The organism is Varibaculum timonense (assembly GCF_027694345.1).
GTDB classification, from domain to species: domain Bacteria; phylum Actinomycetota; class Actinomycetes; order Actinomycetales; family Actinomycetaceae; genus Varibaculum; species Varibaculum timonense_A.
Genome location: NZ_JAQEVU010000002.1, coordinates 12,319 through 28,710 on the forward strand (window position 1 = coordinate 12,319; position 16,392 = coordinate 28,710).

Genomic DNA, 16,392 nt, shown 5'->3' on the forward strand with positions numbered 1-16,392 from the left:
ACTAAAGCAAAAGGTGGTTATCCAGCGCTAACACACCCGCGAACCATAAAGCTCGGAATCTAGTTTTACCTGGGGCAACCTTGTTCCGCTAAGCCCTGAGGAAAACCTAATCGTGGTTTTGCTATAAGCAATTATAGAATCTGTACTGGAGCGAAAACACGGGAGAACTAATGTCTTTTTTTGAAAAAATCTTGCGAATGGGTGAGGGACGCACCCTGAAGCGTCTTGACCGTAAAGCCAGCGAAGTACTCGCAAAAGAGGACGAATACGCTGAGTTAAGCGATGAAGAACTGAAAGATAAAACTGCTGAATTTAGAGACGCACTGGCACATGGAGCCAGTGAAGATGAAATCCTGGTGGACGCTTTCGCTACCGTGCGGGAAGCCGCCTGGCGCGTCCTCAAGCAAAAGCCCTATCACGTGCAGGTAATGGGGGGTATCGCCCTCCATAACGGCAATATCGCCGAGATGAAAACCGGTGAAGGTAAAACCCTGGTTGCCACCATGCCCAGCTACCTAAATGCCCTTAGCGGCAAGGGCGTGCACGTCGTCACGGTGAACGACTACCTGGCCAGCTATCAAAGTGAACTGATGGGGCGGGTTTATCGCTTCCTGGGGCTAACCGTGGGCTGTATCGTCAATGGGCAAACCCCAACCGAGCGGGTAAAACAGTACCAAGCGGATATTACTTACGGTACTAATAACGAGTTCGGGTTCGACTACCTGCGCGACAATATGGTGCAGCGAGTAGAGGACATTGTGCAGCGTGGTCACAATTTCGCCATCGTGGACGAGGTGGACTCGATTCTCATTGACGAAGCGCGGACTCCGCTGATTATTTCCGGTCCTGCCCAAGGTGAAGCTGACCAGTGGTATAACAAGTTTGCTTCCCTGGTGACCCGCCTGGAAAGAGACATGGATTACGAGGTAGATGAAAAGAAACATACCGTGGGGGTTACCGATGTGGGAATCGCCGCGGTAGAGGACTTCCTGGGAATTGATAACCTCTACGAAGCCTCCCACACGCCCCTAATCGGGTTCCTCAACAATGCGATTAAAGCAAAAGAGCTGTTCAAACGGGATCGCGACTATATTGTGCGCAACCGGGAAGTGCTAATCGTAGACGAACACACCGGTCGCGTCATGGAGGGACGGCGCTACAACGAGGGAATGCATCAGGCAATCGAGGCCAAGGAACACGTCCCGGTCAAAGCCGAGAATCAGACTCTGGCCACCATTACTTTGCAGAATTATTTCCGCCTGTACAACAAACTTGCGGGCATGACCGGTACGGCTGAAACCGAGGCGGCCGAGTTCATGAATACCTACAAGATTGGGGTACTTCCGATTCCGTCTAATAAACCGATGATTCGCATTGACCAGCCGGATTTGGTTTATCCTTCCCGGCGCGGAAAACTCAAGGCAATCGTGGAGGATATTAAGGAACGTCACGAGAAAGGTCAGCCGATTCTGGTGGGCACTACCGATGTTGCCAAGTCGGAGGAGCTTTCGATAATGCTGGACGAGGCCGGCGTGCCTCACAATGTGCTTAACGCTAAACAGCACGCTCACGAGGCGCAGGTGGTGTTCGAGGCGGGACGTAAAGGCATGGTTACGGTGGCCACCAATATGGCTGGTCGTGGTACCGACATTATGCTGGGTGGCAATCCGGAACATATTGCTGACCAGAAGTTGCGTTCGCAGGGACTTGACCCGGAAGAAACTCCCGATGAATGGCGTAAAGCCTGGTCGGATGCTTTATCTGAGGCAGAGGCAGAGGTTGCTGACGAGCATGAAGAGGTCGTGGAACTGGGGGGATTGTACGTCCTCGGTACTGAACGCCACGATGCGCGCCGGATTGATAACCAGTTGCGAGGGCGTTCTGGTCGTCAAGGTGACCCGGGGGAATCCCGTTTCTACTTGGCAATGGACGATCCGCTAATGAAGAAGAATATGGCGGCGTTTGTTACCCGCTTTATGAATTCTTCCATGTATCCAGAAGATTTGCCTTTGGAATCCAAGCTGGTGTCAGGGCGGATTCAATCTGCTCAGCATCAAACCGAGGCTCAAAACTTCGAGATTCGTAAGAACGTCCTCAAATATGACGACGTAATGACTGATCAGCGTGATTTGATTTATCGGGAACGCCAAGAGGTTCTGCAAAAGGAAATTGATCTTGACGAGCTGGTTCCCTCCTATATGCGCAGCTTAATTAAAGAGGCAGTGTCTCAGGCTACCGCCGAGGGGGCTGATTCTAACGAATGGGATTTGGAGAAGCTTTGGAATAACCTGCGCGCCCTCTATCCGGTTCGGGCTTCGCTGTCGGATTTAAAGGACGAGGACGGCAATTTCTTGCATATCACCGCCTCTGAACTAGAGGAAATGCTGCAAAACGATATTGCCGATGCCTATGAAGAGATTCTGGATCAGGTAAACGAGAACCCGATTGCGATTGATCAGCTTGGCGACCAGCCGATGGCGAAATTGGAGCGCCGCGTTTTGCTGGCTACGGTGGATAGGCTGTGGCAACAGCACCTTTACGAGATGGACTACCTGAAAGAGGGTATTGGTCTGCGAGCTATGGGGCAGCGTGACCCCTTGGTGGAATACAAGTCCGAGGGCGCGCTCATGTTCGAGAACATGATGGGGCAGGTGCGTGAAGATACTATTACCGGTATTTTTAACTTCTCTCACCAGTTCCAGCAAGTCTATGAACAACAACTGGAGGCAGAAAAGCAGCAAGAAGAGCAGGTTAAAAAGAAGGCTCTGGCTGAAGGCTCGGTAATGGGGGATACCGGACATAAGGAATCCTCAAAGGCTCTACCGGCGAACGCTGGAGAGTCTGAGCAGGGTGCGGCATTCGGTGGTGACGCTGCTCGGCAAGTGGCCGCTAATGGTGGTAATCGTGCTCAACGCCGCGCCCAAAAGAAAGCTAAGAAACGCCGCTAGTTTGTGGGGTTTGCACGGTCTGCGTCCTTATCGGATTTGAGGGTCTTTTCCGGTGTATTTATCCGATTTCGAGGGCGCAGATTCGCCAGGTTTTTCCCCAGGGTTTTAGACGCATGGCTACTGCGCGTACCCGGGAGCCGTCATTGATGCTGACTGCTACTTCTATTCCGTCAAATCCGAGGGTTCCTTCACCTACTCGCCGGTAGCAGATGCGTCGTACTTGAATCGGCTGGGGTAACGGATGGTGAAGTTCGCTGCGTGCTAATGCAAGAAAAGGTTTGCGCAGTTCGGCGGTAAACCAGTTGGCGGTTGCTTGTACGGAGCGTCTGCCAGAAAACACTTCAAATATGGTTTTTACTGCCGCGGCTACCCACGGTTTTATCTGAGGTAGAGCGCTGAGGGATTCGGCTTGTTTCGAGGTGGACAGTACTTCTGGTTTTACTTTTGATGGGGGTAGGAGTGTTTGTACTTCAAGAGCTCCATATTTTGGGCTGAGGGGAATCTGGGGGAGTTCGGGACAGATTATCGCTACCGGTCCGGAGTTTGATCCGTCTTGAGGGCAGATAGTAACTATTGGTTTTCCTGGTGGAAATAGTTCGCGGGCGGGTTGCTCGCTGTGTATAGGGCTGGATTCTGCTGGCGCTACTTCCCGGAGGAAGGGCTGCCTAAGTGCTAGGCTCATGGGCTTGGTTCCTTTAAATTGAGAAATTTCGGTCCCTAGTCCGTTAGGGGCGTTGGGGGAACGGGCGTCACTGCCGGTTATCGCTTGCGCGTTATTAGAGAGCTAGATCACTTTTACCTGCGGGGCAAAAGTACCTGTAAGGGCTGTGTAAAGCCAAGTATTAAGTAATCATTAAAGTGAGATTAGTAAAATTGGAGAAGTGTGGCTGTGGGTGGTGTTGATAGAGGTAAGTAAGAGGTTATTGGTTAGAATCAGTATGTGCGAATCTACCTCCCCCTGGCAGCCAACGACCTTTTTGAGCCACAGCTATATTCGCCCTATTGTTGGACGGGCAATCAGAGCTTTAGCGATCTTTGGGGGCTGGATCCTCTAGATAGTGAGCAAGCAGAGGATATGGCAATGTCTATGGCAGCTATGGACTGCTTGGGGAAAGTTATCGAGGGCTATCAAGGTCGCATAGTTGCAGCCTTAGATGCAGATATAAGCGAGCTGAATGGGCAGACCGCTCCCGGGGTTTTGGCGGTAAAAGACGCTTTTCCCTGGCAGCGCCTGGTCAGTGTGCATCTTGATTTGAGCGAAAATCTTCCCCTTTGTGAACAGGTAAGACGTGCGATTACCATGGCGCAAGCTAAAGCCTGGTGTCGCGGAGATTTTACTAGCACTCCCGATGGTTCAGCTAGTAATGAGCCGCTTGGGGTAAACGATATAGAGGCGGGGAAAAACACTGATATTACGGGCGCAGAAAATGCAAAAAGTACCGCCCAGGGGCTTGAGCTGTGGCAGCAGCTAGCAGCAGAGCCGCTTTCTTGGTTTGACGCAAGTGAACTTGAGTATTTGCGTCGCTATCTGCGCGAATCCTAAGAGCGGCGAAGCGTCAAGTCCTTAGAGCGCCTAGATGCCAACTGATTAAAGTAACTAGCCGGCGAGAGTCTGGGGCTACCTGTTCCTAGAGCTGTACGTACCTGTGTACCTTTGCGGGTGGTCTGAGGAGGCTAACAGTCCTGCTCTGCTTCCTGTCTATATCCCTGGGCAGCTAAAACGCTACGTAACTGATGCATACTGTCTGCTAAATCTTCCTTAGAGGCGGGGTGGGCGTGTGCAAATTTGATGTCCTCCATCGAATTTGCCGGGATTAAGTGCAAATGCAGGTGGGGTACATCAAACCCGGCGATGCTCAGACAGGAGCGCTCAGTGGCGAAAGCCTCGCGCTGGGCACGTCCAATAATTTGTGCCACTTTCATCAGATGTTGCAGTTCCTCAGTGGGAGCGTCCCAATAGTTTTCGACCTCCCGGCGCGGAACCAGTAATACGTGTCCCGGGGTGATGGGATTAATATCGGCAAAAGCGACACAAATATCGTCTTTCCAGCAAAAATGTCCAGGAATTTCCCCGGAGATAATGCGAGTAAAAATGGTGGACATACTTCCTCCTCGGGTCGATACTTATATCTTTCATAATAGGACGAGGGCGGGCTGAGAATAGTTTTTGAGCAAAATCCGCAACACGCGCCGATAATACTTGCTGAACGAATCCTATTACGTAGGATTTTCGTTTGACCAAGAGGGCAAACAATACTAACCCTAAACTAAAGGTTTAGGGTTATATCGGAGGGCGACCGTGACAGTACCAGACACTAACCTGGCAGATATTAAAGTCGTAGGCATCGGCGGAGGCGGGGTAAACGCCGTAAACCGCATGATTGATTTCGGATTAAAAGGCGTTGAATTTATCGCCATTAACACTGATGCTCAAGCACTGATGATGTCCGACGCTGATGTAAAACTCGACATCGGTCGCGAAGAAACTCGCGGTCTAGGGGCAGGAGCCGACCCCAAAGTCGGTGAACGGGCAGCCGCCGACAACGAAGAAGAAATAAAAGACACCCTACAAGGTGCAGACATGGTGTTCGTGACCGCCGGTGAAGGGGGCGGAACTGGCACTGGTGGCGCTCCGATTGTGGCGCGAGTAGCCCGAGAAATGGGAGCACTCACTATCGGGGTAGTAACCAGACCCTTTGCTTTCGAGGGCAAACGCCGTCAAACCCAGGCAGAAGCCGGGGTAGAGGCGCTGCGTAAAGAAGTCGATACCATTATCGTGATTCCCAATGATCGCCTCCTAGAAATCTCCGATCAAAACATATCAATCGTTGATGCCTTTGCCGCTGCTGATGAAGTCCTCCACTCCGGGGTACAGGGCATAACTGACCTGATTACCACCTCCGCCCTCATCAACGTAGACTTTGCAGACGTAAAAAGCGTGATGAAAGGAGCAGGAACCGCCCTAATGGGGATTGGTTCTGCCACCGGCGAGGATCGCGCGATTCGCGCCGCCGAAGCCGCCTTTATGTCCCCGCTGCTAGAAGCCGATATTGATGGAGCACTCGGGGTGTTGATGTTCTTCCAAGGCGGCTCAGATATGGGGCTAATCGAGGTACACCGCGCTGCCGATATGGTCAGGGAAATGGTACACCCCGAAGCCAATATCATTTTCGGTGCCAACGTAGACGAATCCCTGGGCGACCAAATCAGAGTAACCATTATCGCTGCCGGATTTGATGAGCCTAGAACCGCTAAAGGTAAAGCTAAAAGCATGAAATCAGAACCGAAAGTTCCCGGCTCTGCCGCGCGGTCTGAAAATACTTCCACCAGCGCTCCGGCGGTGAAAGAAACGCCGGTTAGCTCCGAGGACTCCACGCTCACTACCTCTATCCCCACATTTCCACGCCGAGCAGCCTTAAAAGAGGACGAACGCAGCGTTGGAGATTTACCCCGAGTTAGCACCTCAGGAGGGGCGCACCGCTTACCGGTGACCCCTCCCTCCAGAGATGCTTTTAACCGCAACGAAGGGGGCAGCGGACGTAGCTACCAGGATAACTTTGGAATAAATAACCGGAGCGAAGATGACTCTACGCTCACCGTGCCTCGGGTATTCGAGGACGACGAGCGCGAATCGGGACTGGATGTACCCGACTTTATGCGGTAGGTCGCCATGTTTAAAATAGGCGGTGCGCAAGCAGTTTTTACCAATCGGATTGGTGGAAAATCAACTGGAGCATATGCAACTCTTAACCTGGGAAATCACGTAGGTGATGACTTAGAGATAGTTGCGCAGAACCGGAGGATTGTAGCCGATGCAATTGGACGGAAAGTGGTTTGGATGCATCAAACCCACTCCAATCGGGTGGTGCAAGTTCACCCCGGTTATACCGACGCTCCTGCCGAAGGGGACGCGGTAATTATTGATAGCCGGGAGTTCATTGAACTGGGTTTAACCACCCCCGCAGCGGCCGTAATGGTTGCCGATTGCGTTCCCCTACTGCTTTCCTCCGATGACGGATTGCTGGTAGCAGCTGTCCATGCCGGTAGAGCCGGGACAGTAACCGGAATTGTGCGAGAAACCGTAATCGCAATGCGCAAACTGGGGGCAGAAAACGGCAAAATATATGCTGCTATCGGTCCGGCAATCTGCGGAGCCTGCTATGAAGTTCCAGAAGCGATGCGCCGACACGTTACCGGGCACGTCCCGGCTGCTTGGTCACGCACTCGGGAAGGCAGTCCCGGTCTGGATTTGAAAGCCGGAGTAATTTCGCAGCTTAGGGCGGCAGGAGCACGCATTACTTTTGTGTCTAAACGCTGCACCTTTGAAGACCGTAACCTGTATTCATATCGGCGTGATAACGCTACCGGACGTTTCGCGGGGATTATTCTAGGGAAAACTAAACTTACTTCCGGCTGAACTGTGCTTTTTTATTTGTGTTTTTCAAAACACGCCGTGGCAATACTTCAAAAAAACCTTTACGACAATTAACGTTTCTATAGACCCGCATTAAAAGAAGGAGAACCTGATGGGCGCTTTGAGGAAAACGATGGACTATTTCGGTCTATCCGAACCGCAAGAGAACGAAGCTTACAGTGACGAGCTACAAAGCGAAGTTCCCGACTCTGAAGTCCCCGCCCCTCGTCCTCGGATAGTAGAACCAGCGGTGCGTTTTCCCCATGCGGTCAAATCTTCCGCAGAACCCGCAGTAGAGCTGAAACGAATCGTAACTATTCGTCCTACCACCTACAACGAGGCTCAAAGCATTGGGGAAGCCTTCAAAGAGGGCACTCCGGTAATTATGAACCTGGGGGCAATGAATGACCTGGAAGCACGGCGAATGATTGATTTCGCTGCCGGTCTTAGCTTCGCCCTCGATGGGGGAATAGAAAAAGTAACTAACCGGGTATTTTTGCTGTCGCCAAAGTCGGTGCAAGTAGACGAGGGCGCGTCCTCCCTGAGTTCCAAAAAAGACTTCTTTAATCAAAGCTAGTAGATGGTTGCTTTAGTCTATTGGGTTGGTCAGATAGGTAGATTACTTCTTCAGCTCTACCTTTTGGCGTTAATAGTTAGGGCGGTGCTGTCGTGGGTTTTGGCGTTGAATCCCTCGTGGCGTCCTAGTAACTCGTTTACGCTGTTTATCTGTAATCTGATTTTTGGGATTACCGACCCGCCCCTAAGGTTTTTAGGAAAATTCATTAAACCTTTACGGCTTGGGACTATCGCCCTAGATTTGAGTTTTATCGTATTATTCTTGCTGGTCACAATCTTAATTAAGGTTTGGATTTTTATCGTTAGCTGATTTTTAGTTCTGCTGCAGAGTTAGAACCGCAGAAAAATACCTAAAATGTTGCCGAAAGCCACAGATGTTACTATTGTTGAAGATGTGGAAGTTGAGCAGATCTCCGGTATGCTTGTTTCCAACTGCAACCTATAGCGCAGAAGTTCCCCGCGGCAGGTAAGATGCCTACCCTGGGAGAAAGAAAATAGATAACTGAGGTGACAGGTATGGCTCTGCTGACTGCTGAAGATGTCCACTGGAAGCAATTCCAGGCGACCAAATTTCGCGAAGGCTACGATCAGGAAGAAGTAGACGAGTTCTTAGATGAGGTCGTAGAAACTATCGCGACACTTCAAGATCAGAATGCTTCCTTAAAATCCGAGCTAGATGAAGCTCGCCAACAGGCAGCTTCCGGTGGGGTAGCTCCCGCTTCCAGCGACAATAACGAAGAAGTAGCCGCACTCAAGGCGCAACTGGACACTGCAAATATGCAGATTGCTCAAATGCAAGCCGAAGTGCAGCAATATCAAGCTGCCGCTGCCGAGGGTAATCCGCAGGCGGGCGAGCAAATCCAGGCGCTACAGGCTCACTTGGCGCAAACACAGCAAGAGTCTCAAGCAGCTTTGGCACAGTCCCAAGCCGAGACACAGCAGGCAATCGCCGAAATCGAGCAGCTGCGTGAACAGTTGGCACAGGCAGAACAGAATGCGCAAGCCGCTGCCCAGCCAGCCCCCGCTGAACAGCCTGAAGATGCAACTTCTATGTTGGCTCTAGCGCAACGCGTACATGACGAATATGTTCGCAACGGTCAAAAGGAAGCCGACCAGATTCTGGAAGATTCCCGCCTCAAGGGTGACCAGATTGTACGGGAAGCAAACGATGAACGTCGTCGCGTACTAGAACAGCTGGAATCCGAACGGGCAGACCTGGAAGCCCGAGTAGATGACCTCAAAGCATTCGAGAATGATTACCGCCAGAAAGTACGTGAACATTTACACGCTTTAATCGGTCAGCTAGATGCCCAAGAGGCATAAATAGTTTGCTTATAGTCCCTTCCATATTGCCTGGAGGGTGAAAGTGGCGATGCCACCACCAAAGTGGTGACATCGCCACTTTTTTATTAAATTTAGGTATTACCCCCTAAAGTTAGATTTAGATTTAGCCGACCTGGGAAGAAGATGAAACACCAAAAAAAGGGAAAACTGGCACCGCTTCTGGTCATATTTGCGTTCGTGGCCATCCCGGTGTTGATTATTGACCAAGCTACCAAGACCTGGGCGCTACGTACTCTGGAAATCGGGGCAGAACCCAAGCCCTTATTGGGGAACTTTATCGGTTTGCAACTGGTGCGCAATCCCGGTGCTGCTTTCTCCCTCGCGGAGAGTTTCACCTGGGTGTTTTCGCTGATAGCTCTGGTGGTTTTAGCAATAATTATCTGGAGCGGACGTAATATGACCGCTACTTCCTGGCAAATATCTCTTGGTCTGCTAGCGGGTGGAGCGCTGGGAAACCTTGTGGATCGGATTGCGCAGCCACCAGGGATATTTCGCGGTCACGTCGTTGATTTCTTGAACTATCGCTCGCTGTTTGTAGGCAATATCGCCGATATTGCGATAGTAGTAGCAGTAATATCCGTAGTGATTCTTGTGGTGTTAGGCGTTCCCTCGGTAAAGACGAATCATGCTTATAAGCCGGAGCGTGTGCGAGCCTAAAATGCGCGAGCACCTTTCAATCCGCCTTGGAAATTCGGTCTCTCAAATGCGTCTAGATCAGGCAATTGCTTCGCAAATGGGGATTTCTCGTTCTCTGGTTGCCAAACTAATAAAACAGGGCGACCTCAAAATTAATGGGCGTCGTCCTCGGAAATCGGACGAAGTTTTCGCGGGAGATCAGGTGGAAATCCTGTTACCGGATACTTCTGAAAAGAGCCTGGAAACTCCAGCTGAGCTGCCTATCCTTTATGAGGACGCCGATGTAGTGGTGGTTAATAAACCGGTAGGAATGGCTGCGCACGCAGCGCCGGGATGGGAGGGAGCTACCGTTGTTGGCGCGCTCTTGGCAAAGGGCTGCCAAATCTCTACCTCGGGACCGAAGGAACGCTGTGGGGTTGTGCATCGCCTTGATGTGGGGACTAGCGGTGTCATGGTTGTGGCGAAAACGGAACTTGCTTTTGAGGCTCTCAAGCGGGATTTTCACGATCGCAAGGTGCAAAAAATTTATCACGCCCTGGTTCAGGGGTATATTGAACCAGCAGAGGGCACAATTGAGGCTCCGATAGGTCGCCATCCCTCCCGAGATTTTAGAATGGCCGTGGTTGAGGGGGGGAAATCAGCTATTTCGCATTATCGCACTTTAGAGCGGTTTTTGGGGGCTTCTCTGGTTCAAGTTCATCTGGAAACTGGGAGAACTCATCAGATTAGGGTGCATATGCAGGCAATTCAGCACTGTATTGTGGGCGACCCTATCTATGGAGGCAATCCGGTTCAAGCGAAACAACTCGGGCTAGAACGCCAGTGGCTACACGCGGTCAGTTTGACCTTTACACATCCACGAACCCAAAAAGACCTGACCGTTAATGCGCCCCTGACTAAAGATTTAGCAGTGGCATTAGAAATACTACGAGCCCAAGAGGACTGTTAAGCCTGATATTTGAAGTTTCCCGCCTGGGAAATGCCCTGTGGTTTTGGGTTTTTAGTGCTAGGGCGGTTTTGCGGGTCTAGGAGGGTGGAGTGGTTTCTGGGCTGCTGTGGTGTTGAGTCGGGAGGGCGGAAATGTCTGGGGAGGGTGGAATGGTTAGGGGCGTGCTGGTTACCAGGGGTTTTGCTGGTGAAATTGCCCTCCCGGTGCAGAATCACCCTCCTGATGTGGGACTATCTGCTGGGAATAGGTTTCTGCTGCTGGCTATGTGCTTTGTGGTTGCAGAGTCGCCCTCCGGATACAAAATGACCCTCCCGGTACAAAATCGCCCTCCTGATTGTTTGGGTGATGCGGGATTTTGGCGGTTTTGGGAGGGCGGAAGTGTCTGGGGAGGGTGGAATGGTTAGGGGCGTGCTGGTTACCAGGGGTTTTGCTGGTGAAATTGCCCTCCCGGTGCAGAATCACCCTCCTGATGTGGGACTATCTGCTGGGAATAGGTTTCTGCTGGTGTTTAGGTGCTTTGTGCTTGCAGAATGACACTCCGGGTGCGGAATCGCCTTCCGGGTGTGGGACTATCTGCTGGGAATAGGTTTCTGTTGCTGGCTATGTGCTTTAAGCTTGCGGAATCACCCTCCGGGTGTGGGAGGATTACAACTAAAGCCTGTCCCCAGTAGTAGATAATGACAAGCGGTGCTGTTGGGGACAGAAGAAATCTTGCCTAGGTAAGTCGCTAGGAAGTATTTTCACCCCATGCCTGAGGAAAAACCAAGCTATACTCGTTCCCAATTCCTGCACGCTTCCCGCGCTGCACGCCAAGGAGAGCAACTCCTAGAGCAAGCTGAAAAGCGATTACGCTCTGAACAAGGTGGGTTAAAAGCGCGACTTGTGCCCTCACCGACAGTAGTTGCCGCTGCACTGGTAGCAATCGTGATTGTGGCAGTTATGGCGGGCTGGGCGCAAGGCAAAACCCCGACCGCCAAGACCTCCTCGCCCTCCTCCTTCCCCTCCTCTACGTCGATAAACTCCTCAGACGCTTCCCCAGTCGTGTCCTCGCCAGTTGCTGCCCAAAAAGTATTGGTGCACGTAGCTGGGAAAGTAAAGAAACCGGGTGTGGTACGTCTAGATGCGGATTCGCGAGTAGAAGACGCCATTAACGCTGCCGGTGGAGTGCTTGCCAATACCGATGTGAGCGCTCTTAATCTGGCGCGAAAAGTTAATGATGGTGAACAGATTTTAGTAGGTGTTGAGGGCGCAGACTCTAGTGCAAACGGTGAAACCGGGGGGACTGCGGATGGGGGAGGGAAAATATCGGGAGGAAATAGGAAAATTTCTATCAATCAAGCCACAAAAGAACAGTTAGAAAGGCTTCCGGGGGTGGGGGAATCTCTCGCGGAACGAATTATTGCCTATCGCAAGGAGCAGGGAAAATTTCAGAGCGTTGAGGATTTGAAAAACGTGTCGGGAATAGGTGAGAAAAAATATGCTGCTCTCGCTGACATGATTAGCTTGTAGGCGGTCATGAACAAGAAAGTCCTTGACCTGCGTTTAGCGCCGCCAGTATTAAGTGCCTGGCTGGGGGCGCTGCTGCTGCCAGCCATACCACTTCAATGGATAGCGGTTATTAGTGCACTAGCCCTCGTTCTTAGCGTAGGGTTCTTAATCGCCGTATATAAAGGGCGCTTGGCAACATTGGGATTGGTCTCGGCTCTAGCTGTCGGAGCATTAGGTGGGGTAGGGATGAGCCTCACCCAGTCGGCTAGGACGCTAGCAGCTGATCCTTTAGCGCGTGCCTGGCAAGGAAATATCGCGAATATTAAAGTGATAGCTCAGGTTGAGACGCCACCACGAAAGTATGCGCCAGACAGTGACCAGCAGATAGTCCAATTAAAACTGCAAAAAGCGCAAATACCGGGTTCCGCCCCGGTTAATACCGGGTTGAAAATTATGGCATTCGGTAGCGGTATGCCTACATATCCTCGCGGCACTATCCTGCAATCCGCGATAAAACTAGAAAAATCTCCTAGTAGCGCAAATCTGGACATTACAAATAATGGCGGAATAAGTGCTAATAGTTTGTTTGAAATTCGGGGACAACTATTGTCTACCCCCGTGGTTAGAGCCGGACCTGGCGGAGCGGCGGCCCTGAAACAAAAGTTCGCGACCCGGCTGGAAGAAAAACTGGCGGCAGTAAAATCCCCGGCAGCAGCAACGCTGCTGCCGGCCATGATTCTAGGAATCAGAGCTGATGCATCGGCAGATACCGAAGCGTTAAAAACTGCGGGTATTGTTCATATTACCTGTGTATCAGGGATGCATATCTCGGTTCTGATTTCCCTGGTGGCGCTGCTTTGCGCGGGATTTGCTAGACGATGGCGTCTGTTAATATGTGGAACTTTGTTAGTCGGGTATTGTCTACTGCTCGGGTCATCCCCCTCGTTACTGCGCGCCAGTGTCATGGGAATGGTTAGCATATTAGCCCTGGCAGCAGGGCGCGAACCTTGCTCATTTAGTTCCCTAGCAGCAGCTATAATTGGTTTACTCATTTTTAATCCTGCTTTTGGTTCTGATATAGGTTTTTTGCTTTCAGTCAGTTCCACTGCCGCGATTGTATTGGCGGTTCCCTATATTGAGGGAAAAGTACAGAATCTAACTACCTTGTGGGGCTCTAGGTTTCCCCGCCGTTCATTAAAAATAATTGCTGGCAAGTATCGTGACTACCTGAAAAAGGGCTTTCAGTCCTTGCTGAGCGTGGGGTTGGTTAGCCTGGTGGCACAACTTGCTTGCCTGCCGGGGCAATTGTTAATCCGTCCCGGAATCAATACCTTGTCCGTCCTCGCAAATGTAGCTATTGCCCCGGTGGTTACCTTGCTGATTTGGGGTGGCGCTATTTTAGTTTTCCTGCCTCTACCTGGTTATTTACTGGCTAGGATACTTGCTTTCGGGTGTGAGTGGGTGATGGTTGTTGCCCGGGCTATATCCGCTAATCGCTTCGCGATTTTGCCTTGGCCGCAAGGAATACCCGGCTTATTGGCACTGGGAGCTTTGGTGGCAGGAATAGTTTTTATTTGGCGCTGCTACTTTCCAAAAAGGGGTAAGAGATGGCAGTGTTGAAGCATGGCGGAAAAATTGATGACTTGGCGAGACTGCACCTTAGCGCCTTTGGTGTTGATTCGAGGTCCGGAGAAACTGTTGATGGATCGAGCTGTTTCCCGCCTGAAACAGTTAGGGCGTAACCAGGATTCTGCTCTAGCTATTACCGAAGTGACTGCTGGCAGTTACCAGGCGGGAGCTTTGGGGTCGCTTACTTCTCCCTCTCTATTTGGGGAGGCTCGTTTGATTATCGTTCCAGATTTTGAATCCGCTGATGAAACCCTGGGGGATGATTTAGCTACCTATCTGGCATCTCCACAGCCAGATTGCTGGATTATTGCCTGTCACGACGGCTCTAATAAAGGGAAACGCCAGGTAGATAAAATAAAAAAGGCGGGGGCGCGGGAAGTTAAAGTCGCGAAAATCAAAAATGCCCGCGACAAACTGTCTTTAGTGGTTGAGGAAGTACGCACGGTTGGGGGACGCATAGAGCCAGCCGGTGCGCAGTTGCTGGTAGATGCGCTTGGTGAAGATTTGGCGGAACTAATCGGGGCGGCTAGGCAACTGGTTTCCGATTATCCGCAGGCGGTAACTTTGCAGGCAGTGCAACAGTTTTATGGCTCGCGGGTGGGGGCTAGCGGTTTTAATGTGGCAGATGCGGTAGCTGTCGGTAACTTGTCGCGCGCCCTTGTTTTGCTGCGGCAAGCATTTTCTTCCGGGGTAGAGCCGGTCGCGATTGGGGGTGCGCTTGCCTTAAAGTTCCGTAGCCTGGCGAAAGTAAGTGGTCGGGGAGTTAGTTCTGCCGAGTTGGGGATGGCGCCTTGGCAGGTGCAGAAAGCTCGGCGGGAGGTGCGCGGCTGGACTGACTCGCAGCTGGCGGAGGCGATTAGGGTTATTGCCCAAGCTGACGAGGACGCGAAGGGCGCTAGTCGCGATCCTCAGTATGCGCTCGAGGCTGCGGTTAGGAAAATCTGTCTTTTACGGCAGCGTTAAAGAGCGGGGAAAAAGTTAGGAGAATCAATGGTAATGCAGCGTAAAACGAAGCAGCGGGACGCGATTATGGCAATCATGGCTGATGAGACGGATTTTCGTTCTGCTCAACAGGTGCACACTGCCCTGGTGGTAGCTGGGCAAACCGTGGGATTAGCTACTGTTTACCGAAACCTGCAGGCTCTAACTGAGGCAGGGGAGTTGGATAGTTTACGTTCCGAGGACGGAGAAACCCTTTATCGGCGTTGCGCGAAGCGCCGTCATCATCACCACTTGGTATGTAGAAACTGTGGCTACACGGTAGATATTCAAGATGACCAGTTAGAACAGTGGATTGGCAAGATTGCTCGGCGCTACCGGTTCAGCGATATTGAACATATGGCTGATGTTTTTGGGTTATGTGAGAGCTGCGAATCGAAACTTAAAAAATAGGGCGCGCGTCCTTTTCGTAGGGAAAGCGCTGTGGGAAAGGGTTTAGGTTAGCTTTATGGGGTGGGGAGGTTTTAAAAAATCAATACTCATAGGGAATTCATAGGTTACTCCTCTTAGTCTCATAAATCGTTTCTTTAACTTGTAGGTATCAGTTAAAGAAACGACTAGGAGGAAATATGAGTTCCGAAAATGAACCTAAACCAGAGAATCTAAATGAGGCTAATAGTTCCGCGACGCCGAGTGAGAATCTGGAAAGTCAAGAACCGCAAGCAAATGCGCAATCAGTTGAACCCGGTTTTATAGAACAAGAAAACCAGTCAGAAACTCATGCTAGTAGCGCGAATGCGGAAATAACCGAAGAAATCCCGGCCCCAGAATTACCGGCCCCGCTTCCTATGGGGGCAGAAAGCCGGGCTGCTCAGGGCGTTGCTACCGGGTCTATTTCAGGTAATGAGGACGAATCGACTGTAGCTGCGGCCGAGCGGACATTAACACAAGAATCTTTTACCCCGGCTAGTTTCAAAGTCGAAAAGGGGAAGAAATCGGGACGAATTGCCAGATTGTTTCAGAAAACCTGGGTGAAAGTAGTGTCCTGGGTGGGGGCGGCGATTATTGCTTTCCTAAGCGGTCTGGGGGTGGGGATGGCGATTCATAGTGGTGGAGGACATCCCCATATGCCGCCGGGACATGGTGGGCAAATGGCTCCAGGCGAGCAAATGGATAGGCAGATGCGACCGGGAGGAAAAATGGCACCGGGAGGTCCAAATCGGCAATTACCGCCGGGCGAATCAAATCAAAACGGACAAAATTCGCGGAACTTAGATAATCAGAATCAAAATGGCAATAATCAAAATGATTCTCAGCAGCAAAGTGGCAATAATCAAAGCCCTCAAAACGGCGAGAAACCAGGAGAACAAAACAGTTCCCAAAATGGCGGCGCTGATACTTCTAACTCTTAAAGAGAAAATCAGCACTTTCGGTGATTGTAGCTGAAAAGTCCGGATTTCTTTAGCTAA

General features: G+C 51.2%; 17 protein-coding genes. 15 read left to right on the forward strand and 2 right to left on the reverse strand.

The features are described from left to right. Positions 1–170 precede the first annotated feature (170 nt). A complete protein-coding gene (gene secA / locus PG728_RS01595) occupies positions 171–2,948 on the forward strand; it encodes a preprotein translocase subunit SecA (RefSeq protein ID WP_270625372.1) in 2,778 nt (925 codons plus the stop codon). 58 nt (positions 2,949–3,006) lie between these two features. Here secA and PG728_RS01600 read toward each other — a convergent pair whose 3' ends face one another. Further along, on the reverse strand, positions 3,007–3,630 hold the full coding sequence (locus PG728_RS01600) for an Rv3235 family protein (protein ID WP_270625374.1): 624 nt from the start codon (positions 3,628–3,630) through the stop codon (positions 3,007–3,009). Between the two features lie 258 nt (positions 3,631–3,888). On the opposite strand from PG728_RS01600, the gene PG728_RS01605 reads away from it, so the two are divergent. Further along, positions 3,889–4,491 carry a DUF6912 family protein gene (locus PG728_RS01605; protein WP_270625375.1) on the forward strand — a complete coding sequence of 201 codons (603 nt, stop codon included), beginning with the start codon at positions 3,889–3,891 and terminating at the stop codon, positions 4,489–4,491. Between the two features lie 131 nt (positions 4,492–4,622). On the opposite strand, the gene PG728_RS01610 is transcribed toward PG728_RS01605, so the two are convergent. Further along, positions 4,623–5,051: an HIT family protein gene (locus tag PG728_RS01610; protein WP_270625376.1), complete on the reverse strand. Its 429-nt coding sequence runs from the start codon at positions 5,049–5,051 to the stop codon at positions 4,623–4,625. A gap of 196 nt (positions 5,052–5,247) precedes the next feature. On the opposite strand from PG728_RS01610, the gene ftsZ reads away from it, so the two are divergent. The 13 genes from ftsZ (at position 5,248) to PG728_RS01675 (ending at position 16,335) form a co-directional block, all read left to right on the forward strand. Beyond that, positions 5,248–6,612: a cell division protein FtsZ gene (gene ftsZ, locus PG728_RS01615; protein WP_270625378.1), complete on the forward strand. Its 1,365-nt coding sequence runs from the start codon at positions 5,248–5,250 to the stop codon at positions 6,610–6,612. Between the two features lie 6 nt (positions 6,613–6,618). Further along, positions 6,619–7,365, forward strand: a complete 747-nt coding sequence (gene pgeF / locus PG728_RS01620) for a peptidoglycan editing factor PgeF (protein ID WP_072509263.1) — start codon at positions 6,619–6,621, stop codon at positions 7,363–7,365. 109 nt (positions 7,366–7,474) lie between these two features. Further along, positions 7,475–7,939, forward strand: a complete 465-nt coding sequence (locus PG728_RS01625; protein WP_072509264.1) for a cell division protein SepF — start codon at positions 7,475–7,477, stop codon at positions 7,937–7,939. A gap of 3 nt (positions 7,940–7,942) precedes the next feature. After that, complete coding sequence (locus tag PG728_RS01630; RefSeq protein ID WP_072509265.1) at positions 7,943–8,248, forward strand: YggT family protein; 306 nt, start codon at positions 7,943–7,945, stop codon at positions 8,246–8,248. Positions 8,249–8,454: 206 nt separating this feature from the next. After that, the gene (locus tag PG728_RS01635; protein ID WP_270625381.1) at positions 8,455–9,261 is read left to right on the forward strand and encodes a DivIVA domain-containing protein; all 807 of its coding nucleotides are present in this window, start codon (positions 8,455–8,457) and stop codon (positions 9,259–9,261) included. Between the two features lie 144 nt (positions 9,262–9,405). Continuing rightward, entirely contained in the window at positions 9,406–9,939 is a 534-nt protein-coding gene (gene lspA / locus PG728_RS01640) for a signal peptidase II (protein ID WP_072509267.1), read from the forward strand. A gap of 46 nt (positions 9,940–9,985) precedes the next feature. Beyond that, positions 9,986–10,867, forward strand: a complete 882-nt coding sequence (locus PG728_RS01645; protein WP_270625384.1) for an RluA family pseudouridine synthase — start codon at positions 9,986–9,988, stop codon at positions 10,865–10,867. A 131-nt stretch (positions 10,868–10,998) separates the two neighbouring features. Further along, positions 10,999–11,271 carry a hypothetical protein gene (locus tag PG728_RS01650; RefSeq protein ID WP_270625386.1) on the forward strand — a complete coding sequence of 91 codons (273 nt, stop codon included), beginning with the start codon at positions 10,999–11,001 and terminating at the stop codon, positions 11,269–11,271. Positions 11,272–11,614: 343 nt separating this feature from the next. Further along, positions 11,615–12,376, forward strand: coding sequence for a ComEA family DNA-binding protein (locus PG728_RS01655; protein ID WP_270625388.1), 762 nt, complete (start codon positions 11,615–11,617; stop codon positions 12,374–12,376). Positions 12,377–12,382: 6 nt separating this feature from the next. Next, a complete protein-coding gene (locus PG728_RS01660) occupies positions 12,383–13,975 on the forward strand; it encodes a ComEC/Rec2 family competence protein (protein WP_270625390.1) in 1,593 nt (530 codons plus the stop codon). A gap of 3 nt (positions 13,976–13,978) precedes the next feature. Next, a complete protein-coding gene (gene holA, locus PG728_RS01665) occupies positions 13,979–14,947 on the forward strand; it encodes a DNA polymerase III subunit delta (protein ID WP_270625392.1) in 969 nt (322 codons plus the stop codon). 33 nt (positions 14,948–14,980) lie between these two features. Then, positions 14,981–15,376 (forward strand): Fur family transcriptional regulator, encoded by a 396-nt coding sequence (locus PG728_RS01670; RefSeq protein ID WP_270625394.1) that lies wholly within the window; start codon positions 14,981–14,983, stop codon positions 15,374–15,376. 176 nt (positions 15,377–15,552) lie between these two features. Then, positions 15,553–16,335 carry a hypothetical protein gene (locus PG728_RS01675; RefSeq protein WP_270625396.1) on the forward strand — a complete coding sequence of 261 codons (783 nt, stop codon included), beginning with the start codon at positions 15,553–15,555 and terminating at the stop codon, positions 16,333–16,335. The last annotated feature ends 57 nt before the right edge of the window (positions 16,336–16,392 follow it).